Source organism: Paenibacillus sp. FSL M8-0212 (assembly GCF_038004645.1).
Taxonomy (GTDB): Bacteria; Bacillota; Bacilli; order Paenibacillales; family Paenibacillaceae; genus Paenibacillus.
Genome location: NZ_JBBORP010000001.1, coordinates 4,226,310 through 4,247,373 on the forward strand (window position 1 = coordinate 4,226,310; position 21,064 = coordinate 4,247,373).

Genomic DNA, 21,064 nt, shown 5'->3' on the forward strand with positions numbered 1-21,064 from the left:
AAGTGAAAGGAGCACATCCCATGGCTGGAATCATTCTGGAAATGAAGAACATCACCAAAACCTTTCCTGGCGTCAAAGCGCTGGAAAATGTCAATCTGAAAGTCCGTGAAGGCGAGATTCATTCCATATGTGGTGAAAATGGCGCTGGTAAATCTACGTTGATGAAGGTGCTGAGTGGTGTATATCCACATGGCACGTATGAAGGCGACATTTTATTTCAGGGCAAGAAATGTGAGTTCAAGGATATCAAACAGAGCGAGGATCTGGGAATCGTTATTATACATCAGGAGTTGGCCCTGATTCCCTATCTTTCAATCGCGGAAAATATATATCTGGGCAATGAGCGTGCCAGCAGAGGAATTGTCAACTGGAAGGAAACTTTTGTAGGTACACGAGAATTGCTCTCGAAGGTGGGACTGAGCGAAAATCCAAACACGCTGGTATCCAGCATCGGGGTAGGCAAGCAGCAACTGGTCGAAATTGCGAAAGCGCTCTCCAAAAAGGTGCGGCTGCTTATTCTGGATGAGCCAACCGCTGCGTTGAACGAGGACGACAGTGAAAATCTGCTGCAATTGATGCTGGAATTCAAGAAACAGGGCATCGCCTGTATCCTGATCTCGCACAAGCTGAATGAGGTATCCAAGGTATCCGATTCCGTGACCATTTTACGGGATGGCAAGACAATTGAGACGTTGGATATGAAGAAGGAAAAAGTGACGGAGGACCGGATTATTAGCGGCATGGTAGGACGTGATCTCACCAGCCGTTATCCGGAGCGTCATGCCACCATTGGTGAAGTTATCCTTGAGGTAAAGGACTGGACGGTATATCACGAACATCATGCCGAGCGAAAAGTACTGGATCAAATCCATATGAATATCAGACGTGGTGAGATTGTAGGGATTGCCGGGCTGATGGGCGCTGGGCGTACCGAGCTTGCCATGAGTATCTTTGGCAAATCCTATGGCCGGAATATTTCGGGGCAACTCATTAAGAATGGTAAACCGATCCACAACAATACCGTCACGGAGGCCATTCAGAATGGCTTTGCTTATGTGACAGAAGACCGCAAGGAATACGGACTCATTCTGATGGATGACATCAAGCGTAATATTTCCTTAACGGGTCTGAGCAAGCTGTCGCGAAAATCGGTAGTGAACGAGCGTGAAGAAGTGCTGGTGGCGGAAAAGATGAAAAAAAGCATGAACATCAAAGCACCAAGTATTTTGCAGAAGACCGGTAATCTGAGTGGAGGCAACCAGCAAAAAGTGGTGCTCAGCAAATGGATTTTTGCCGGACCAGATATTCTTATCCTGGATGAACCTACCCGCGGTATTGATGTGGGAGCGAAATTCGAAATCTATACGATCATTCATCGGCTTGCTGCTGAAGGCAAGGGCGTGCTGGTAATCTCATCTGAGCTTCCGGAGGTTCTTGGCCTGTGTGACCGGATCTATGTGATGAATGCCGGGCGAATCACCGGTGAAGTCAGCCGGGAACAAGCATCGCAGGAAACATTGATGAGATATATGACCAAGTCTGGAGGCGGCAAGCATGGAAATGATAACAAAGCTGTTCAAAAATAATATCCGCCAATACGGCATGATTATTGCCTTGGTAGTGATTATGCTCTTGTTCGAGGTACTTACAGGCGGGCTGTTGCTCAAGCCGATTAATATTACAAATTTGATTTTGCAGAACAGCTACATTTTGGTGCTGGCGATCGGAATGGTGCTGGTCATCATTACCGGGCATATTGACCTGTCTGTTGGTTCCATTGCAGCCTTTGTGGGTGCCGTTGCCGCGATTATGATGGTTGATTGGCAGCTTCCGGCTTGGCTTGCAGTTATCGCTTCCTTGCTGGTTGGGGCTTTGATCGGTGCATGGCAAGGCTTCTGGATCGCATATGTACGGATTCCGGCATTTATCGTGACGCTGGCAGGTATGTTGCTGTTCCGCGGCTTGACGATGATCGTGCTGGAGGGGCAATCGATCTCTCCTTTCCCGGGTGGTTTCCAGAAAATAAGTTCGGGCTTCCTGGCAGACATTCAATTCTCAGGCTTTGGTCTGGTATCCATCATTGTGGGTCTTGTGCTCACCGTCTGGTACATTGTCAATGAACTGCGGGAACGCCGTTCCCAGCGAAAATACGGATTCGAGGTTGTGTCACAGGGACTGTTCTTGCTCAAGTTGATTGTGGTGGCTGTCGTAACAAATCTGTTTACGTTTGTACTCGCAAGTTATGCAGGTATTCCGAATATCCTGGTCCTGCTCTTTGTCCTGATCGTTGTGTACTCCTTCGTTATGAATCGTACTGTCATGGGACGACATGTGTATGCGCTTGGAGGTAATGAGAAGGCCGCAGGTCTGTCTGGAGTCAAAACAAAAAAGGTAACCTTCTGGGTTTTCGTGAACATGGGTACACTTGCCGCGGTATCCGGGTTAATCTTCGCCGCACGTCTGAATGCGGCTACGCCAAGAGCAGGTACCAACTTCGAGCTGGATGCCATTGCGGCCTGCTTCATCGGTGGTGCTTCCGCTTCAGGGGGCATAGGTACGGTATTTGGTGCCATCATCGGTGGTTTGGTTATGGGTGTGCTGAATAACGGGATGTCCCTGATTGGTCTCGGTATTGACTGGCAGCAGGGGATTAAGGGATTGGTACTACTGCTCGCGGTAGCGTTTGATATCTATAATAAAAATAAAAGATCAGCGTAACACTTGGTAAAATGAAAAAAACAGACCTTGATCTCAAGATCAGGTCTGTTTTGCTGTATGCCCAACTTATTTACATCAAGGCATCGAGGAAACGTGTGGCGATGCCAAAATAGATAAACAGGGACAAGATATCATTCAATGTGGTGATTAACGGGCCTGAGGCAACAGCCGGGTCGACTTTGAAACGACTAAGCAGAAGCGGGATGCAGGTACCGGTCAGTGTACCAATGACAAGAGTGAGGAACAGAGACACCCCAATAATGGCGCCTAGCAGCCAGTCCCCTTGCCAGAAATAAGCGATGACGGTGATCAGTAATCCACATACCAAGCCAATCATGGTGCCTACCTTGATCTCCCGACCAATCAGTGCGAGTACGGTGGATTTGTCGAGTTTGCGTCCGATCAATCCGCGTACCACAACAGCCAGAGACTGCGTTCCTGTGTTCCCCGTCATACCTGCGATCATCGGCATGAAGAATGCCAATGCGACTACCTGATTCAGTGTATCCTCAAAGAAATCCACGATGCTTCCCGAGATTAAGCCAATCAGCAGCAACAGAATGAGCCAGGGAAGTCTGCGTCTGACGGCAACAAGTGGTTTGGTATCAAAGTCGATATCCTTGCTGCCGCCCCCCATCTTGGCTAAATCTTCACTCGCTTCATCCATAATAATATCAATGACATCATCCATCTGGATGATACCGCATAATCTGTGATTCTCATCCACTACCGGAAGTGCCATAAACTCATAACGCTGCAGAAGCTGTGCTGCTTCCTCCTGGTCCATATCTACCGTTGCATGGATCACCCGCCGGTTCATCAGTTCTTCAACCTGGGTCTTGTCGTCAGCCAAGGCGAGTGAGCGATAACTCACGACACCGACCAGTTTGCCTTCATTATCGGTCACATAGAGGTAACTGGAGGCGGAGATATGCATGGTACCTTGCGATTGTCGTAAGGCTTCCTTGGCTGTCTCATGGGCGAGCAGGGTCCGGTACCGATCTGTCATGATACGTCCTGCCGTCTCCGGTGGATAATTAAGCACGGACCGGATAATGGCAGAGTGGTCCAGGTTCATGTTGGACAGCAATTCTTCTCTGCGTTTGGCAGGCAAATCGTGCATGAACCGGATCAGATCACTTTTGTCCATCTGCTGCATGACTTCAAGTGTTCGTTCCGGCCCAAGTCGTTCAAACAGTTGAATCTGTTCGTGCAGCTTCAAGGTCTCGGCAAGATCCGCCAGAGCATCGGGTTTGAACAGGAGAAGAAATCGATTGGTTTCTTCTTCAGGGAACTTTTTATATACAAGTGAGAGGTCGTAGGGATGCAGCTCTTTCACCAATTTATAGAAATCGGGAAGGTTCCGGGATTGTACATGTTGCACGAGTTGTTCGGTGATCTCCTCCACGGAGAAATCTTTCTTGGTATGAGGTCCGTTCATATCGACACTCCTTTCTAAACGGTTAGCTTCATATTTTTAAACGAAATGGGTTGGCGGTTAAACAAATGAAGGGAAAAGAGCGCACCCAAAATGATATTGTAATCTTGCTCAAACATTCGATATGGGCTTACAAACAGCCGCTGCAAGGATATACTTGTTGTACAGCAACAGACGAGGAGGACATGCGCTAGTGGAAGCAGATATCAGAACACAATTACTCAGCATGGTTGAGCCGGAGTATCAGAAATTCTCGGCTGCACTTATTCCCAACATCACGAATGTACTTGGTGTAAGGTTGCCGGCCTTACGAAAAATTGCCAAGCAGCTTGCCGCCGGGGACTGGCGCACGTATCTGGAAACGGCAGAGGATGAATATTTTGAAGAAGTGATGTTGCAAGCGATGGTCATTGGACATGTACAGGCTGATCTGGACGAACTGTTAAAGGCTATTGAAACATTTGTACCGAAGATTGACAACTGGTCGGTGTGTGACAGCTTCTGTGCGGGGCTGAAATATACGAAGGTGCATTCAGAGCCGATGTGGGCTTTTTTGCAGCCCTATCTGAAATCAGATCAGGAATATGAGATTCGGTTTGGCGTGGTAATGCTGTTGAATTTTTATCTGAATGAGAGATATATTGATCAGGTTCTGACCGCATTGGATCAGATTAGTCACGAGGCGTATTATGTGAAAATGGCAGTTGCTTGGGCCATCTCAATGGCCTATGTGAAACAACCTGAGGTGACTATGCGTTATCTGAACCATAATACCCTGGACGATTTTACGTATAATAAGGCACTTCAGAAAATCACGGAATCTTATCGCGTTGATCCGGAGAGCAAGCAGATGATCCGCAGTATGAAACGTAAGGTGAAGAAGCAGGTTACCTCCTAGTCCTAGCATGAAGCATTCCACCGGGGAGAAGGCGATAAACGAATGAGAAAAAAGTTGATGTACACTACGATGCAGTTGGACGGTCGTCCATGGGTGCTGCTCGCAACGGAACAGGGATTGTGCCGAGTGGTCATGCCCAACGAAACACTGGAGGACTGGAACGGCTGGTTACAGAAAGTTGCACCTGGCGTGGAACTGGAAGAGAACGAGCATGCGCTGAAACAAACAGGCATGATGGACTGGTTACAGTCCTATTTTGCAGGGGAACCGATGGCTTATACAGATGCGATCCCACTAGACTTGATCGGAACGAACTTCCAACAGGAGGTATGGAGAGAGCTAGGGCGTGTGCCTTACGGTGAAATTCGGACCTATGGTGATATAGCTGCTGCGATTGGAAGACCTTCGGCTGTGCGAGCAGTTGGGGCTGCAAATGGGGCCAATCCAATTCCGGTTCTGCTACCCTGCCACCGCATTATCGGGGCTAATCGCAAGCTGACCGGGTTCCGTGGAGGCCTAGAGATGAAGCGCAGATTGCTGGATATCGAACAGATTGAAGGCGTGACCGATGGAGGGCATGCGCGGTTTCATTTTTAATGGAAGAGGGAACATAGAAGATTAAGATGATTGCACAGGGCAGGCACGTATTGTGTCTGTTTTTTTGTATGTATTAATGTAGCGTAATACAAACGTTCCGCATATGGAACACCAACGTTTTACGTATTTTTGCCCTGTGAAACCGTGTGGTACCATGGATCATAGATCAATCGGAATCCGGAAGACGTAATGCCGGGTGAGAAAAGAGGGATGACATGATGAAGCAGGCATATTGGTTAACAAACGTGACTTTGGAGCGGGGTTATGTTCGGGAGGGGGAACAGGTGACAGGGACACGGACAACCCTTGCTCATCTGCGAATTGAAGATGGAGTGATTGCGGCGATTGTGGAAGGAAACGAACCGCTGTCCAACGATCTGCCACAAGTAGATGCCAAGGGACTGTTGCTGCTGCCTTCGTTCGAGGAGGCACATATTCATCTGGATAAAACGTACTACGATGGACCGTGGACAGCGGTTAAACGTATCTCTAGTATTTTCGATCGCATTGAAGAAGAGAAGGTTCTGTTGCCCAAGCTGTTACCAGATGCGAAACGTCAAGCGGAGAGTATTCTGACCTTGATCCAGGGGTACGGCTCCACTCATGTACGTAGTCATTGCAACATTGAACCCGTCAGTGGGTTGAAAAGACTGGAGGCGACGCGGCAGGCTTTGGAATCATTTTCGGGCAAAATCTCTTCGGAGATCGTGGCTTTCCCGCAGCATGGACTGCTTCGCTCCCATTCAGTGGAGCTTATGGTTCAAGCGATGAAGGAAGGTGCAACACATGTGGGCGGACTTGATCCTCATACGGTGGACGAACAGATCGAGAGATCACTGAACACCATGGTTGAACTGGCTGTTCAGCACCAGGCGGGCATTGATATACATCTGCATGATGGAGGGCAGGCAGGCAAACAAACGCTGCTTGAACTCGCAAATCTGACCGAAGCGGCAGGGCTTCAAGGCAAAGTTACGGTGAGTCATGCGTTCTGGTTTGCCCGCGCAGAGCAGCAGGAAGCGGAAGAACTGGCGCAGCGTATGGCCTCGCTCGGGATGAGCATTGCTTCCACGGTGCCCATTGGCAGAACGATGATGCCTCTTCCCATGCTCCACCGTATGGGCGTGAACGTGAAGTTGGCCACAGACAGCCTGACAGATCATTGGTCTCCTTTTGGCAATGGGGACCTGCTTGAGAAAGCGGGACGCTTTGCAGAACTGTACGGATATAGTGACGAATTGTCTTTGTCTCAATCTTTGGCATTCGTAACAGGGGGGATCACACCGCTGGATTCACAAGGGGAACAAGTCTGGCCGAAGGTGGGAGACACAGCGAGTTTTGTGTTGGTCCATGCGAGTTGTTCGGCGGAAGCCGTTGCGCGGCGATCTGCGCGGCAGGCCGTATGGTGCAAGGGGCAATTGGTAAGCGGATCAACAGCGGATTGAGGAAAATAGAGCGGGTGCAGCCACGGGAAACCGTGGTTTTTTGGCATGGGAGAAAAAGAGGAAAGAACTGTTCGCATATACCACATTTTGGGTTATGATGTACGTAGTTAATGAAGGGAGCACTACGAATGAAGATTGAATATGCAACGGAGGCTGACTACGACTATATCATTAATAGAGATCGACATATCCATCATCCACTTGTGAAAACGAAGATTTCTGAGAAAGAAATATTCATCTTATGGGACGAGGACAAGGGATCGAGAATTGGATGGATGAGGTACGGTTACTTTTGGGACAACCTTCCCTTCATGAATATGATCTGGATTGATGAATCCTATCGAAACGGTGGATTTGGCAAAAAAGTGGTGCATCACTGGGAAAGTCTAATGAAGCAACAAGGCTTTGATACCGTGATGACTTCAACGCAATCAGATGAACATGCCCAACACTTTTATCGAAAGCTGGGGTATGTTGACGCAGGGGCTCTGTTGCTGGATACACAACCTTTGGAGATTATATTGATCAAGAAAATCTAGTAATAAGCTTCAAGGAGTGAGGATTGTGGATATGGAGCAAATGACGCTACAACCTGTAACAAAAGAAAATGAACTCGAGTGCATTAACCTTAAACCGCGGGAAGATCAGCTGGAATTGGTCGCAAGCAATGCGGATTCATTGATCCATGCGACGAAGGAGATTACGTCCAAACCATATGGCATTTTTGCAGAGGGTCAGATGGTCGGTTTTATTTTGTTTGATAATGAGATCTACAATGACGGGTATTACTGGATTCTGCGCTTCATGATGGATGAGAAGTACCAGGGGAAGGGCTACGGTAAACTTGCCATTCAAGAAGTAGTTCGTATGTTGCAAGAGAGAAGTGACTGCCGGCAAATCAGGGTATCCCATGTTCCGCATAACATTGCGGCAAATGCGCTGTATAAGCGTATCGGGTTTCAAGAAACGGGTGAGTTGGAAGACAACGGTGATATCATTTTAAGTTATCAAGTGAGGTAACAGGGAGGGGAAGCTTGATGATAAGAGAGGCAGAAGCCAGGGATGCAGCGGTTATCGAAAGGCTGTATACAGAATTATTGCCGAACAACTTAAACACAAAAGTACTGGGAGAACGGATTGAAGAAGTTCGGAATAACCCAAACAGTTTCTTGTTGGTGTATGAACTGGGTGATCAGGTGATCGGCACGGCTCATTTACATATATGTCTGGATGCTTTGGTGGAAAATAGACCATTCGGCGTAGTTGAGCGGGTTATCATTACGGAACATGTGCAGAGCAAGGGATATGGATCTGAATTGATGAAACATATAGAGCATGTATGTGTGCAGAAAAATTGTGTGAAGGTGTTTCTAACCAGCGGATCATCCAGAAACGAAGCACATCACTTTTATACGAAATTGGGGTACAACGGAGAATCCAGCAAGGCATTTAAAAAGTATTTATAACGTATAACATTCATCAAGGAAAAGGAAGTAGAAGCAAAGAAATGAAAGATAACAAACATCCGGTTCAAGATCTCCGATTCATCGTTACTTTGCTCGTGGCTACTCTTTGTTGTCTAGGTGTTGTGATGTATTTACGTGCCCAATCAGATACGAATATGTATCGATTTTTAAGCTGGGATATGTTTCTGGCATGGGTACCATTCATCATCTCATCCTGTATTAGGTACATATTCAATAAAAAATTAACCACAACGAGCATGATATGTATGGGGCTGATGTGTGGAGTATGGCTCTTTTTTCTGCCCAATGCGGCCTACCTTTTTACGGAGATCCTGCATTCATTCAGATATTTTGATGCTCAGGGGGAGGTTAGATTTTGGGTTAATATTGAATTTTGGTATAGTCTCACCCTGACGTTTGCCGTAGCGATCATCGGATTGCTGCTCTCGACTTGTTCGATCATTCAAATCCATGGCATGTTAAACAAATTAATAAATAAGTACATTAGTATGATGGTTGTCGGTGTTATTTTGCTATTGAGCAGTATAGGGGTCTACATTGGTAGATTTAATCGGTGGAATTCGTGGGATGTGTTGTCGAGGCCTGGGAAGATCTTTGTGGATCTTGTTAATGATTTCAATGCAGCGAACAGCATGATGGTTGAGTTTGTCGCTATTGTATTTACGGTTCAACTTTTTGGATACGTTATCGTATCTTTCCTAACCGCAAGGTCTAGCAGTTAATTATTCCATTCGAACGGGTAAAGGAACAGCTATTGCGTATTGATTTATAAAAATGACATCAAGGAGGCAATATCACACGATGGGTAATCTTAATTTTATCGATAAACTTCCTCACATTAGTGAATGCAAACAGATTCTAAAGGCAGCAGCTATGTTGGATGCCATTTTGATGCCGGAATGGGAGTACAGGTATTACTCGTATAATTCCCAGTGGGACACGAATGAGCAAATGGCATCCATGAGAGATGGGCAAGGAGATCATTATTTTGCAATATTCAGTCCGAATGGGCTGATTATTAAAGGCTTTGATAAAGTGTATACACTTCAGCATAAGGTTGATAGGAGTGAGGTGGTAAAAAGCGTTCCAGAAGCATTTAATACTTTTGTGGTAGAGCCGGCATTTGTAATGGATCAGACGACGTTCTGTATCTGGAGTGTGGCGGATCAGGAAGGGTGGTCTGCGGGCACGGAGCTTGGGGATCATGAATACGAACTGTTAGAGATTTTGGTAGGCGGCGCGAAATATTATCATGCTTGGGCACAGGATTACTACGAGATAACGTTGGATATCAAACTGGTTGAACAGGTATTTGATATGAAGCCGATCGATGAGGTCTTACTACAGCAATTAAATGATGAACTGAAATTAAGTGATATCGAAGGTGAAATTGCAGAAATTGGATACCCGGATAAGGATATGAAGGTATGAAATCAATAACACAGGAAATTACGGAAGAATTATTGGCTGTGATGGATATGTACCAGAGAATCGCGGGGCAATTAATCGACCAATTGATATTGGAAACCGATCAGCCTGATCGGACAGCAATTCTCGAAGGTGCGTACCATTTGCTGTCCAATGCGGATGTAATCCATGGAGAAGAAGAATTAACGGGAAACTGGTATTTTGATGTTCACGGTGAGCACTGTATGTTCAAGAATACAAAAACAGGGCAGACATTAGAGGTTTTCCTTGGTAGTCCAGAAGATGTGGGTAACATGGACCCCTACTTTTTTTACAATTTTATAAAAACAACGCCAGAGCTTGCATACCTGACTTCGTATTTCGAGAATCCGTTTAAGGACATGTTGGATTTCTTCGAACGTATGGAGACAGAGCATGTGTTAATTCATGTTCACGGGGTGGCGTATAGAAAGGTTCATTAATTGCTGTACATGTAATTAAAACTGAGGAGGAATTACGTATGGGTTTAACTGAGTGGTCTACAGATATTCTTCAATATGATCTGTCGGATGAATATTCGATTCGCAAAGCTGATTTTGCCGAATGGGGATTATATTGCACGGTTTATTATGATATGCGTTATGTCGGATTTTTCAGGGAAGAAGAGTTCAGTTCTTCCAAGATCAGTGCGTACTGGATTTACAAGGGGGAAAACAAAATAGGTGGCGTGAGAATGGAGCCTAACCGGATGTATCATTTGTTTTTTATCCCGCCATTCCAGCAGTGTTTTGAGGTATTGAAACTTCTGAAGGATAAATTAATGCAGTGGTCCGATCGCACCAAACGCATTCTGACCTTTGAGATTCTTCCAGACCAAGTTGATCTATACGCAAGAGCTGGATTCTGGCCAGTGGAGTTCAGATGTCGCTGGATGCAGCGGCCTACAGATCATTTTGAAGTCGAATGGGACAGCAGGGTAACCGTGAAGAGTCCAGAGATTATTGAAAGTGAAACCGGCACCAGAAAATATGTGAATGAAGATGAAATTGCTCAGTGTGACCTGGAAAGTTTTGCAGGAAGTCTTGAAGCTACACGAAGAAAACATACCACGCTTGCAGATTTTATTCCAAGTGATGATCCTAATTATACCAATGAAATTCTGACTCAAGCCTCCACGCTTGTATATGATAAGGAAACGGGACAGCTTATTGCCAACTGTCGTCTTTGTCTGCAGGATAATCAGGCTGCTGTATATAGCATAGGGGTTCGGCCGGCATATAGAGGAAGAGGGCTTGCTACACTGATGTTACAGAGAGCTTTGAATGCGCTTAAGGGTCAGTATCCTGTGCTACGATTGTATGTGATGCAAGGAAATGATGCTGAGTCCGTATATCTGAATCTGGGGTTTATTCCGGGTGTACAGGAGATTCAGACGATGTATATTCCTGAGGAGGAGTCACAATGAAGGTTGCCATCTTAACCGATATTCATGGGAATTTTCCTGCGCTGCAAGCGGTATTGGCTGATATCGATTCCAGAGGGGGAGTTGAGCATACATTTTGTTTGGGGGATATGATCGGTATTGGCCCTTACTCCAATGAAGTGATCGAGATGTTGTACAGCCGTAAAAATATGATAGCGATTTCAGGGAATCACGAAGAGGCCGTATTGAGTTTGCTCCAAAATAAGGGGCCATTAGAAGGGCATAAAGGCATAGCCGAACATCACGAATGGATTGGTCAACATCTAAGTGCAGAATCGATCAAGAGAATACAAGCTCTACCGAAATTCGTTGAAAAAGAGGTGGAAGGACATCGGTTCCTTTTGACTCACTATCATATGAGCAACGACAAGTTGGATGTCATCGATAAAGAACCATCTGGAACCAAATTAGACGCGAAGTATCAGGGGACGGCCCCTGATTTGGTTTGTTTTGGTCATCATCATCATATTCTTCATTATTATAAGACAGATCAAAGAGTATATCTGAATCCGGGAGCTTTAGGCTGTAACGATCTTGCCATTGCCAGATATGGTATTGTGGATCTCCAAGAGAGCAAACTGGATGTGAAATTCATGGGCGTTCCATACGACAATAGGGAGTATCTGAAATCATATGAACGGTTGAACGTTCCGGATCGGGCTTTTCTTTTGAAGGCATTCCATGGGAATCAGTTGGAGAGAGAGTACGGGGGGAGTAAACGTTCGTAGCAACGTTTCTTGGTAAAGGAGAGATGTACATGGGAATGATCATTATGTTGGTGGTATATCTGTTTCTCGGTATTTATGTTGTAAAAGTTGGAATAGATAACTCAAAAAGTAGCCAGCAAACCAAAGAGATATTATCAGAGTTAAGGGAAATTAAGGACCTGTTGAAAGAACGAAGGTAAAGAGGAGGGATGTACCTGTGTCTCGAGCACCATTTCAAATATTAGTTTTTCCTTATACCAGGTTGAAAGATTCAAATGACTATGCATACGCTATCTTTCGAAGATCAAGAGAAGGTTACTGGCAGGGCATAGCTGGGGGAGGGGAAGATGAAGAAAAACCATTAGAAGCAGCCATGAGAGAAGCATTTGAAGAGGCGGGTATCCCCTTAAATAGTCAATACAGGAGCCTTAATTCAAGCTCGACTCACTCCGTGGTAGATGTGGTTGGTTATTTTATGTGGGGACCTGATACATTTGTTATTCCTGAGTATTGCTTTGGAGTAGAACTGGATGAAATGGATCTGTCTATATCCAATGAGCACTCAGAATATAAATGGGTGGCTTATGAAGAAGCTCGTAAAATACTTAAATGGGATAGTAATAGAGTAGCAATCTGGGAATTGAATCAAAGACTGATCAGAGAGTCATCGAAATAGACATGTGGAGGGATGCTATGATTTACGATCTACAAGGTGAAGCCAACATGTCACCAGTTGTAGGGATGTTATTTTCTGCTGTAACAGAAAATAGCCAAAGACTTAAATCAATTACAGAAGGTATGTCGCAAGAAGAGGTAGATTATAAAGGGGAAAAGAACCAGTTTAATAGTACGGCTCAATTAATACGACATATTACGTTCGTTGATATGAATTGGGTTTATAGAATAAAGGGAGTTGTCCTTCCGCAGCCATTAATAGAGCAATATGGTCCCATGATTGATGAAAGTAATAGACTTCCACTGGTTCAAGGTGTGTCACGTGACACACTTATCTCTCAATATGAGGGTGTACTAACCCTTCTGAAAGAAACATGCACACAAGTAGCAGATGCTGACCTAGATCGAGTAGTTACTTTTGGACATCAGAACGAAAAGCAAGCTACGGTACGTTGGGGATTATGGCATATGGCTGACCATAACCGATATCATCAAGCTCATATTAATCAGTTAAGAGAGTGGTTTCAGACACAAAATGAATGCTAAAACATGGACAGGTCAATCTTCTAGTGCCAGATCTGAATGATATCACTACCTCCCCTTTGCGTGTACTTCAGATCTGAAGTACACGAATAACAATATCCTGATCATGATTACCAAAACCTGCACCATAGATTGTTAATCCACCTACGTTGGGACTTTCCTCGTCAACCGTAAAACGAAGCGTCCAGAACGGTTCGCTAAGCTTAATATCCGCGAGAGTAATGTCTGACATCCGCTCACCATCCATATACGTACCGGAGGCATCAATGCGTATGGTCTTCAATAAACCGTATTGATTCACATTGCGATGCCACCATTCTGGCGTATATTTGCCACGTGCTGCTCTGCCAAAGTCGGCAGGGCTTGTCCACGTTCCAAGAGAAACACCATTGAAGGTGAAGCGAATATCCGAAGGCCAATGATCCCGCAATCCCGGAGCTTCAGACGCCAGTTCCATCGAAATTTCAATAGCATCGGTTATCTGGTCAGGAAGGACAAAATTTGGTGTTTTATATTCAACATAGCCCTTCCCAAACCACAAGATAGCAGCGTGTACACGCTCAGGATCAAGGAAGTAACGTGGATCGTCCCATACGCCAATTTCTTTCTCAAGTGTGCCTAGCCCACAAGTAGGGTGAATATCAAAAGCAGTGTAGTGTCCAACGGCTATCGTCTGTTCTCTGGTTCGTGAAGTTTGGTTTGCCGATGGCAGCTCGATCTCAATCTGATTTTGCTTGAGGTAACATAATTTGTGCGTCCCTCCGTTGATCCGAACTCGTCTGCTCCCAATTAGACCCGCATCCTCCAGTTTGCGAATATGCATCGTGACAATGGAGGAGCTAAGCTCTAAAGCTGCCGCAATATCCTTCACATTCATTTCGCGATCTGCAATCATATTCATGATTCTCCATCTGACTTCGCTTGCCAGCGCCTCATATAAAGGAAGGAACTGTGGCTCCCCGTTTGCTTTGATCATCTGTACAACTCCCTAACCTCAATCTTCTAAAATCACATATGTATTAATTCAATAAAATTAGTTCCAAGATACAATCCAGATTCATTGCAAGTTTATAGCCAATGGTGTTTAATTTTTTTTAGTTGCTACAAAGTTGGATTCTTATATTTAAGAATTTTAGCATAAGAGGTGGAGTATAGTGAAATACAATAATCCTGTTGTTAAAGGTTTCTATCCAGATCCTAGTGTAATCAAAGTCAACGATACGTACTATATGGTGTGTAGTTCTTTTCAGTACTTTCCGGGCGTACCGCTCTTTGAGAGCAAGGATTTGCTGAATTGGAAGCAGATTGGTCACTGCCTCACTCGTAAAAGTCAGATTCAGCTGGAGACCGTGAGCAGTTCCGGGGGCGTATTTGCCCCAACGATTAGGCATAATGACGGGCGTTTTTATATGGTCACAACCAACGATACAACACATCAGAATTTCTATGTCTGGACGGACGATATCTACGGAGAATGGTCTGAGCCTATCGAGGTGGATCAAGGCGGGATTGATCCGGATTTGTATTTTGAAGATGGCAAGACCTTGTTTATGAGTAACGGGGTGGATGATGAAGGCGTTGGCGGAATTGTCCAGTGTGAAATTGAGATTACAACTGGGCGAAAACTGACCCCAAGTCGGTCAATATGGAATGGGACAGGTGGACGATATCTGGAAAGTCCACATCTCTATAAAATGAACGGTTTCTATTACCTGCTTGCAGCTGAAGGCGGCACCGAATATGGTCATATGGTTACGTATGCCCGGGGCACTTCTTCTTCAGGTCCGTTCGAAGCTTATGCACACAATCCAGTTCTGACCAATCGTAATCTGGGCGGTTATGAGCTCCAGGGTGTGGGGCATGGTGATCTGGTTCAGGATGATCGGGGAAACTGGTGGCTCTTTCACCTGGGATTCCGACAGATCGGCAGATGGGCTACGTACCATCATCTGGGCCGAGAAGTATTTCTGACTCCGATCACGTTTGATGAAGACGGATGGTTTACAGCCGGGCATGAAGGCACAACGCTGACGAGTTTTGAGACTAATCGTATTCCCGACACGGTGATCCAGCAGGACAAGAAGTATTATACGTTTGAAAATACAGACTGGAACCTCGAGTGGTGTTACCTTCGTCATCCAAATACAGAGCATTATCAGCTTGAATCAGATAAACTTACGCTCACAGGTACTGATGTAACGCTGGACGTTCCAGCATCCCCAACGTTCATTGGGTTACGTCAAAAAGACTTTAATGCCACAATTTCAGTCGATGTCAGTGTGACGAGTGGAGAAGCTGGGATCACGATCTACATGGATGAGAATCATCATTATGAAGTGGCTATTCGTGGGCAGCAGGACGGCTATAAGGTGATCGAGCGTCTGAATATCGGTGATATCAAATCGATAGAACATGAAGTGAATCTGGGAAATAAACAGCATGCAACGCTGGTAATCCGTTCAAGCCAGGAACGCTACAGCTTCCTGTTTCAAGCAGATGGTGAAGAGATTCTGCTAGGCACGGCACAGACGAGATACCTTTCTTCGGAGGTGGCAGGAGGTTTTACAGGCGTACTTATTGGGTTATACACGAGCGGGCAAGATGCTTCAGCTGAGTTTACAAATTTCAAGAGTGATTATCATTAAGAAGTTAAGGGGAGGGCCTAAGGGTCCTTCTCTTTTTTGATTTGTGTCAAATAATCCACATGTAACAAAAGGTTAAGAGAACGTGTTATTTAATTATATAGCTTGATTGAATAACCAAGGAGGAGTTGTATGGAGGATCAATGGAGACTTGCAAAGTATGATCCGAAATGGGGTGATTTGTTTCTCGAAACGGGTTCGAAATTAAGAGAAGCGTTAGTAGAAAAGGCTGTGCGGATCGATCATGTTGGGTCCACTTCAATTGTTGGTATAGATGCCAAACCCATCATAGATATACAAATATCTGTTTCCCAGTATGAAAATTTGTTGGACTACAAACGTGAGATCGAAACAGTTGGTTTTGTATTCAGACCAGAAAATCCAGATAAGACTAAACGTTACTTTCGTGAAGAACCCGGAAACAGAAGGATACATATACACGTTAGACAGGTAGGCAGTTTCTCCGAGCAGATGACCTTGTTGTTCAGAGACTATTTAAGGGAGCATCCAGAAGATTGTTTGAAATATGCAGAAGAAAAGCACAGACTCATGTCATTGTATAAAGATCAGCGTCCCAAATATGTTGAAGGAAAAGGGCCAGTGGTGTGGAGCATATTACAGAGAGCACATCGTTGGTCTCAAGAAATCGGATGGCAACCGGCAAAATCTGACGCATGAGCACATCCAATGAATAGAGATAACTTACTTGGAGTGATGAGATGAACATGGGAAGAAAGCTGATAACAACCGTTCTAACCATCATTTGTTTTACTTTGGCTGCAAGTATCATATCGATGAATGAATCCTACAGTTTTGATTTTTACATTGTTATTTATCTGGTATACGCGACTCCCTTGATCCTTTTGATTGGGCTACCTTTATCGATATTGCTGGACTACCTGCTCAGCCAAATACAATTCGTCAATCATGTGTTGTATCTAAGTACGAGGATATTGAGTTATGCCTGTGCTGGAGTTTTAGGTATGTATATTTATTATCTGGTCATGGGCGCAGGAGAAGCAATCTTGGATTTCAAAGAGACGTTAGTTCTGACCTTATTTGGCGTTCTTGCTGCTATTCTATTTGTACTGATTGATATGGGATTGGAAGTTTTGTTAAAAAGGCAAAGAAGAAAGAGTTGAATTAAATTGATTCGTCAGGAGGAAAGCAAAGTGACAACGCATTGTGCACTTCTAATCATTGATGTACAGGTAGCGATGTTTGATGAAGCAGATCCCGTATATCAAGGGGAACGATTGCTTCAGAAGATTCAGGTGTTAATTGCCAGGGCCCGTGAAGCAGGCCATGCCATCATATATATCCAGCACAGTGAAGGGGTAGGCAGTCCACTGGAACGAGGAACTCCGGGATGGGCCATTCATCCGTCCATTGCACCTATAGCTGGTGACCTCGTTATCGAAAAAGAGACACCGGATTCATTTCACAAAACCGATCTGCATCTGAAATTGCAAGAAAATGGCGTGACGGAGTTGATTCTCGCCGGTATGCAGACCGAGGTATGTGTAGATACGACTTGCCGCAGAGCGTACAGTTTGGGTTACACAGTCAATCTGGTTCAAGATGCGCACAGCACATGGAATTCAAAGACACTTCAAGCGGAGCAGATTATTGAACATCACAATACGGTACTGAGACTGTTTGCCAACGTGGTGGATACGGAGAATGCGCTGTAATGCTAGGAAAACGTAGGCGATTCTGGTTTTTCATAGGTGCGGCAATCATGTTTCTGTATTTTCTAATCACGAGTAACCCTGATCCAAATAAGCCGATTTCGAGAAATCAAGTGATAAGCACAGAGATGAGCATAGTCGTGTACACCAGGACAGGCGACGGTGGAGCACACACTAGTATTGACAATGTTACGTTAAGTAAAGAAGACATTAGCCGTATAGTCGGCTGGCTGAATGCAGCCCCGGAATCGGCCAAAATACCAGTAGATGATGTCACAGGAAGCATTAGTGCAGGAATTGCTTTGAGATTAAAGCATAACGCTGAAATTACAATTCAATACAATCGGAAACAAATTATTGTATCCACAAAAAGCAGATTTAATAGAGATTCGAAATATATACTTGATCAAAAGGACTTAAGAGACTTTATGGATCAAAAGTTGAAAGAGACCTATTTTGGTAAAGATCCCGTTAAGGATGAATGAGGAGGAGAGGTATTGACGATTAACAAAAGAATAATGAATCTATCAGCCTGGCTTGCTGTATTAGCCATCATATGTATTCCTGGAACTTTACATACTGAAGATGGACCACTCCGAACAGAGTATGGTTTCCCGATCCGATTCTTTACGGATTATCATTATGCTAACTCTGACGGAACAATCTGGTTTATATCTGGCATCTATTTAAATGTACTTCTATATTTGTTCAATGTGCTGTTTATTTATGCAGGGATTCATGTAATCTTGTATATAAAAAAGAAATTAACTAGAACGTAAAGATGGAGTGATGACGATGAAACAACTTCCAGAAGAATGGAAGTCAGACCGGCTTATTGTCTCGAATGTGAAAGAATCCGATATTCCTGAACTTGAGTCCATATATGAGACCAGTCGGTACTTGCATCAATGGGATGGACAAGAGCATGATCGGAATTATGTGAAAGAATGTTTTGAAGAAGGCCACCTTCCGCCGGGAGGCAGGCTGGAGAATTATCGAATTCAATCCATTCGCACGAATGAGGATGACCGCTATATTGGTTTGTTAAGTGTGTACCAGGGGTATCCCTCCGAGGATTCGATCTATCTCGAATTTCTATATATCCAGAGCGAGATCCAGAAGCAGGGATATGGACAAGAATTAATTCAGGCGCTAACTCTACACTTTTCCGAACTTGGTTACAAGGAAATTCGAATCAACGTGGCACTCAAAAATTGGCCTGCATTACGCTTCTGGATTAAATCCGGATTTAATCAGATTAGTAGAATTTATGGTGATTTTGAACATTCGGAGGATACCTTTGCCAATACAGAATTGATCAAATCTCTCTGAAAAACATCGATAAAGGGGAATATACTAATGGAAACATTCTTTCGTTATAACTGGATGGTGCGTGAGCAATGGTATGTGTGGTGTGAAGATGTGCCGCTTGAAGAGTTGCTTCGGCCTCGTACAGGCGGAGTAGGCAACATATTACAAACATTGTTTCATATCATTGATGTAGAGTGGAGCTGGCTTCAATTGCTTCAGGGCAAACCGGATGATGCGGAAGATTTTGCAAACTACCAGAATCTTGAGGCGGTAAGACGATTGGATCGCAAGTTACGTCCTGATGTGGAGGCATTTGTTACAGCATGGGATTTGCGTATGGAAAAAAGAGCTTATATCGATCATCGCTCAGCTGGCAAGGCCAGTACAGATTCATGGGGAGAAGTTATGCGACATGTGATCGCCCATGAAATTCACCATATGGGACAGATGTCGGTATGGGCCAGAGAATTGGGCAAACAGCCAGTATCTGCTAATGTCATTGGCAAAGGCCTGATTATACCTGACTAACAGGGAGAGGCGGTCATAACATGGGAGGAGGAGAACGATGACGATTCAACTTAGCCAGATTAATTGGATAGAACTGGATGCGCGTATCCAGGAGGTGATGGAACAGGAGTATCAGATCATTCCCTTGCCACCTGGACTGGAAGCGAGTGTGATGAGAATCGAAATGGGTGATCAGCGGTACGCATTGAAAGTCTGGGACAAGGATTCCAAACCGGATATCGCCAAACAATATCGATTAATGTCCAAGCTTTATCAAAGTGGGATTCGTGTTTCTAAATCCTACGGTTGGGGGTTAAACGAGCAAGGGAATCAAGTGCTGTTAACGAGCTATGATGGAAAGCCGGTTACCCAATTAACACAAACCAAACTGACACATTTGGCTGAGCGATTAATGGAGGTCCATCGTTATCCGGTGAATGAAGTGGGTACTGGAGAAGATGAAGAATACATATTCAGGTACGATTTTGTTCAATACTTTTTTCCTCAAATTGAGTTACATGACGATATATATGATCTTCTGGAAAACTTGATCCAGCAGGTCCAGATCAGACAGGACTGTTTGATTCATGGTGATTATAATCTGGGAAACATTCTTGAAATGGAAGGCGATTACACCATTATCGATTGGACTAACGGCCAATACGGTGATCCAAGGTATGATATTGCATGGTCGGTGTTTCTCATCACGATCTATAATGGTGAGAGTTACGGCGAGATGTATCACGCTCAATTTGCACGTTCTGCAAGTTATACGTACACGCTGGAAGAGGAGCAGGTTTTTGGAGCAATAGCTTGCCTGCGCTGGATTCTGTTAAGGCGCGTTGGGGATGTACCCATGGGGCCAGATGTAATGGAAAGGGTTCACAGCATGGTATTCCATAATCCATATTTGAATGAACACCTGCTGTAATCATAATACGGGGATACACAATGACGTCAGTATACGATTAAGTAATAGAAAGACCACTTTTTAAATAAAATAAACAGCCAGTCCTAAACTAGCGATCCTCGCATACCTATGATAGTAGAGGAGCGTGATCGATATGGAGCAGAAAGTGCAAACGTACTTTGAACTGAAGCAGCAGCAAAAAGATATTGAGCAGCAGTTGTCTGTACTACGAGATGAGATTGTCGCGTATTGTGCAGAACAAGGGGTCTATGAGACGCAGGTTGGTGGTTACACCGTGAAAACAGTGCTGCAGAACCGGAAGGAATACGATGATCAGAAGCTGTATGCTTCTCTTCCAGACCCGGACATCTGGCGATTGTTGTCCAAGGTAGACAGCCATAAGCTGAAAAGCCTGATCAAGCTGAACATTCTGTCCGAGGAGCAAATTAACCCGGCATGCACCGTGAAACAGGTGACCTTGTTACAGGTAGACAAGCTATAACGCTTCATACCCTGTTTGTACATGAGTTGAATTTAACTGAACATCACGATGACAAAGCACCTTCGAAGAAATGTTCTGTTGCGATGAGCATTGGAACAAACAT

At 44.7% G+C, this 21,064-nt stretch carries 28 protein-coding genes; 26 read left to right on the forward strand and 2 right to left on the reverse strand.

What is annotated here, in order from left to right:
• Nucleotides 1–20 precede the first annotated feature (20 nt).
• On the forward strand, nt 21–1,586 hold the full coding sequence (mmsA, locus tag MKX68_RS18640) for a multiple monosaccharide ABC transporter ATP-binding protein (RefSeq protein ID WP_340913536.1): 1,566 nt from the start codon (nt 21–23) through the stop codon (nt 1,584–1,586).
• Complete coding sequence (gene mmsB / locus MKX68_RS18645) at nt 1,555–2,718, forward strand: multiple monosaccharide ABC transporter permease (protein WP_036674453.1); 1,164 nt, start codon at nt 1,555–1,557, stop codon at nt 2,716–2,718. Before mmsA ends, mmsB begins: the two co-directional genes overlap by 32 nt.
• A gap of 70 nt (nt 2,719–2,788) precedes the next feature.
• Here the strand turns inward: mmsB and mgtE are convergent, their stop codons facing one another.
• Entirely contained in the window at nt 2,789–4,159 is a 1,371-nt protein-coding gene (mgtE, locus tag MKX68_RS18650) for a magnesium transporter (protein WP_340913539.1), read from the reverse strand.
• Nucleotides 4,160–4,349: 190 nt separating this feature from the next.
• Between mgtE and MKX68_RS18655 the strand changes: the two genes are divergently transcribed.
• From MKX68_RS18655 to MKX68_RS18720, 14 genes are all read left to right on the forward strand, one after another.
• Entirely contained in the window at nt 4,350–5,054 is a 705-nt protein-coding gene (locus tag MKX68_RS18655) for a DNA alkylation repair protein (RefSeq protein WP_340913541.1), read from the forward strand.
• A gap of 42 nt (nt 5,055–5,096) precedes the next feature.
• Nucleotides 5,097–5,651, forward strand: coding sequence for a methylated-DNA--[protein]-cysteine S-methyltransferase (locus MKX68_RS18660; RefSeq protein ID WP_133385829.1), 555 nt, complete (start codon nt 5,097–5,099; stop codon nt 5,649–5,651).
• A gap of 218 nt (nt 5,652–5,869) precedes the next feature.
• Nucleotides 5,870–7,096, forward strand: a complete 1,227-nt coding sequence (locus MKX68_RS18665; RefSeq protein ID WP_340915442.1) for an amidohydrolase — start codon at nt 5,870–5,872, stop codon at nt 7,094–7,096.
• A 128-nt stretch (nt 7,097–7,224) separates the two neighbouring features.
• Nucleotides 7,225–7,635 (forward strand): GNAT family N-acetyltransferase, encoded by a 411-nt coding sequence (locus MKX68_RS18670; RefSeq protein WP_340913545.1) that lies wholly within the window; start codon nt 7,225–7,227, stop codon nt 7,633–7,635.
• 31 nt (nt 7,636–7,666) lie between these two features.
• The gene (locus tag MKX68_RS18675; protein ID WP_340915445.1) at nt 7,667–8,116 is read left to right on the forward strand and encodes a GNAT family N-acetyltransferase; all 450 of its coding nucleotides are present in this window, start codon (nt 7,667–7,669) and stop codon (nt 8,114–8,116) included.
• A gap of 17 nt (nt 8,117–8,133) precedes the next feature.
• On the forward strand, nt 8,134–8,562 hold the full coding sequence (locus tag MKX68_RS18680) for a GNAT family N-acetyltransferase (protein WP_340913547.1): 429 nt from the start codon (nt 8,134–8,136) through the stop codon (nt 8,560–8,562).
• A 41-nt stretch (nt 8,563–8,603) separates the two neighbouring features.
• The gene (locus MKX68_RS18685; protein WP_340913549.1) at nt 8,604–9,305 is read left to right on the forward strand and encodes a DUF1361 domain-containing protein; all 702 of its coding nucleotides are present in this window, start codon (nt 8,604–8,606) and stop codon (nt 9,303–9,305) included.
• Between the two features lie 79 nt (nt 9,306–9,384).
• Nucleotides 9,385–10,014, forward strand: a complete 630-nt coding sequence (locus MKX68_RS18690; protein WP_340913551.1) for a hypothetical protein — start codon at nt 9,385–9,387, stop codon at nt 10,012–10,014.
• A complete protein-coding gene (locus MKX68_RS18695; RefSeq protein ID WP_340913553.1) occupies nt 10,011–10,472 on the forward strand; it encodes a DUF6896 domain-containing protein in 462 nt (153 codons plus the stop codon). The genes MKX68_RS18690 and MKX68_RS18695 overlap by 4 nt, the downstream gene beginning before the upstream one ends.
• Nucleotides 10,473–10,510: 38 nt before the next feature.
• Nucleotides 10,511–11,455, forward strand: a complete 945-nt coding sequence (locus MKX68_RS18700; protein ID WP_340913555.1) for a GNAT family N-acetyltransferase — start codon at nt 10,511–10,513, stop codon at nt 11,453–11,455.
• Nucleotides 11,452–12,201, forward strand: a complete 750-nt coding sequence (locus MKX68_RS18705) for a metallophosphoesterase family protein (protein WP_340913557.1) — start codon at nt 11,452–11,454, stop codon at nt 12,199–12,201. Before MKX68_RS18700 ends, MKX68_RS18705 begins: the two co-directional genes overlap by 4 nt.
• A gap of 29 nt (nt 12,202–12,230) precedes the next feature.
• A complete protein-coding gene (locus tag MKX68_RS18710) occupies nt 12,231–12,380 on the forward strand; it encodes a hypothetical protein (protein WP_340913558.1) in 150 nt (49 codons plus the stop codon).
• 17 nt (nt 12,381–12,397) lie between these two features.
• Nucleotides 12,398–12,856, forward strand: a complete 459-nt coding sequence (locus MKX68_RS18715) for an NUDIX hydrolase (RefSeq protein ID WP_340913560.1) — start codon at nt 12,398–12,400, stop codon at nt 12,854–12,856.
• 17 nt (nt 12,857–12,873) lie between these two features.
• Nucleotides 12,874–13,401 carry a DinB family protein gene (locus tag MKX68_RS18720; protein ID WP_340913562.1) on the forward strand — a complete coding sequence of 176 codons (528 nt, stop codon included), beginning with the start codon at nt 12,874–12,876 and terminating at the stop codon, nt 13,399–13,401.
• A 67-nt stretch (nt 13,402–13,468) separates the two neighbouring features.
• Here MKX68_RS18720 and MKX68_RS18725 read toward each other — a convergent pair whose 3' ends face one another.
• A complete protein-coding gene (locus tag MKX68_RS18725) occupies nt 13,469–14,374 on the reverse strand; it encodes an ArsR/SmtB family transcription factor (RefSeq protein ID WP_340913565.1) in 906 nt (301 codons plus the stop codon).
• Between the two features lie 178 nt (nt 14,375–14,552).
• On the opposite strand from MKX68_RS18725, the gene MKX68_RS18730 reads away from it, so the two are divergent.
• From MKX68_RS18730 to MKX68_RS18775, 10 genes are all read left to right on the forward strand, one after another.
• The gene (locus MKX68_RS18730; RefSeq protein WP_340913567.1) at nt 14,553–16,043 is read left to right on the forward strand and encodes a glycoside hydrolase family 43 protein; all 1,491 of its coding nucleotides are present in this window, start codon (nt 14,553–14,555) and stop codon (nt 16,041–16,043) included.
• 129 nt (nt 16,044–16,172) lie between these two features.
• Complete coding sequence (locus tag MKX68_RS18735) at nt 16,173–16,718, forward strand: GrpB family protein (protein WP_340913569.1); 546 nt, start codon at nt 16,173–16,175, stop codon at nt 16,716–16,718.
• 47 nt (nt 16,719–16,765) lie between these two features.
• Nucleotides 16,766–17,182: a hypothetical protein gene (locus tag MKX68_RS18740; protein ID WP_340913572.1), complete on the forward strand. Its 417-nt coding sequence runs from the start codon at nt 16,766–16,768 to the stop codon at nt 17,180–17,182.
• A 30-nt stretch (nt 17,183–17,212) separates the two neighbouring features.
• Nucleotides 17,213–17,734: a cysteine hydrolase family protein gene (locus MKX68_RS18745; protein WP_340913574.1), complete on the forward strand. Its 522-nt coding sequence runs from the start codon at nt 17,213–17,215 to the stop codon at nt 17,732–17,734.
• Nucleotides 17,734–18,216: a hypothetical protein gene (locus tag MKX68_RS18750; RefSeq protein WP_340913576.1), complete on the forward strand. Its 483-nt coding sequence runs from the start codon at nt 17,734–17,736 to the stop codon at nt 18,214–18,216. Before MKX68_RS18745 ends, MKX68_RS18750 begins: the two co-directional genes overlap by 1 nt.
• Nucleotides 18,217–18,228: 12 nt before the next feature.
• Nucleotides 18,229–18,510 (forward strand): hypothetical protein, encoded by a 282-nt coding sequence (locus tag MKX68_RS18755; RefSeq protein WP_340913579.1) that lies wholly within the window; start codon nt 18,229–18,231, stop codon nt 18,508–18,510.
• 16 nt (nt 18,511–18,526) lie between these two features.
• The gene (locus MKX68_RS18760) at nt 18,527–19,063 is read left to right on the forward strand and encodes a GNAT family N-acetyltransferase (RefSeq protein WP_340913581.1); all 537 of its coding nucleotides are present in this window, start codon (nt 18,527–18,529) and stop codon (nt 19,061–19,063) included.
• Between the two features lie 27 nt (nt 19,064–19,090).
• A complete protein-coding gene (locus tag MKX68_RS18765) occupies nt 19,091–19,570 on the forward strand; it encodes a DinB family protein (protein ID WP_340913584.1) in 480 nt (159 codons plus the stop codon).
• 37 nt (nt 19,571–19,607) lie between these two features.
• Nucleotides 19,608–20,480: an aminoglycoside phosphotransferase family protein gene (locus MKX68_RS18770; RefSeq protein ID WP_340913587.1), complete on the forward strand. Its 873-nt coding sequence runs from the start codon at nt 19,608–19,610 to the stop codon at nt 20,478–20,480.
• A 133-nt stretch (nt 20,481–20,613) separates the two neighbouring features.
• Nucleotides 20,614–20,961, forward strand: a complete 348-nt coding sequence (locus MKX68_RS18775) for a hypothetical protein (protein ID WP_081746078.1) — start codon at nt 20,614–20,616, stop codon at nt 20,959–20,961.
• The last annotated feature ends 103 nt before the right edge of the window (nt 20,962–21,064 follow it).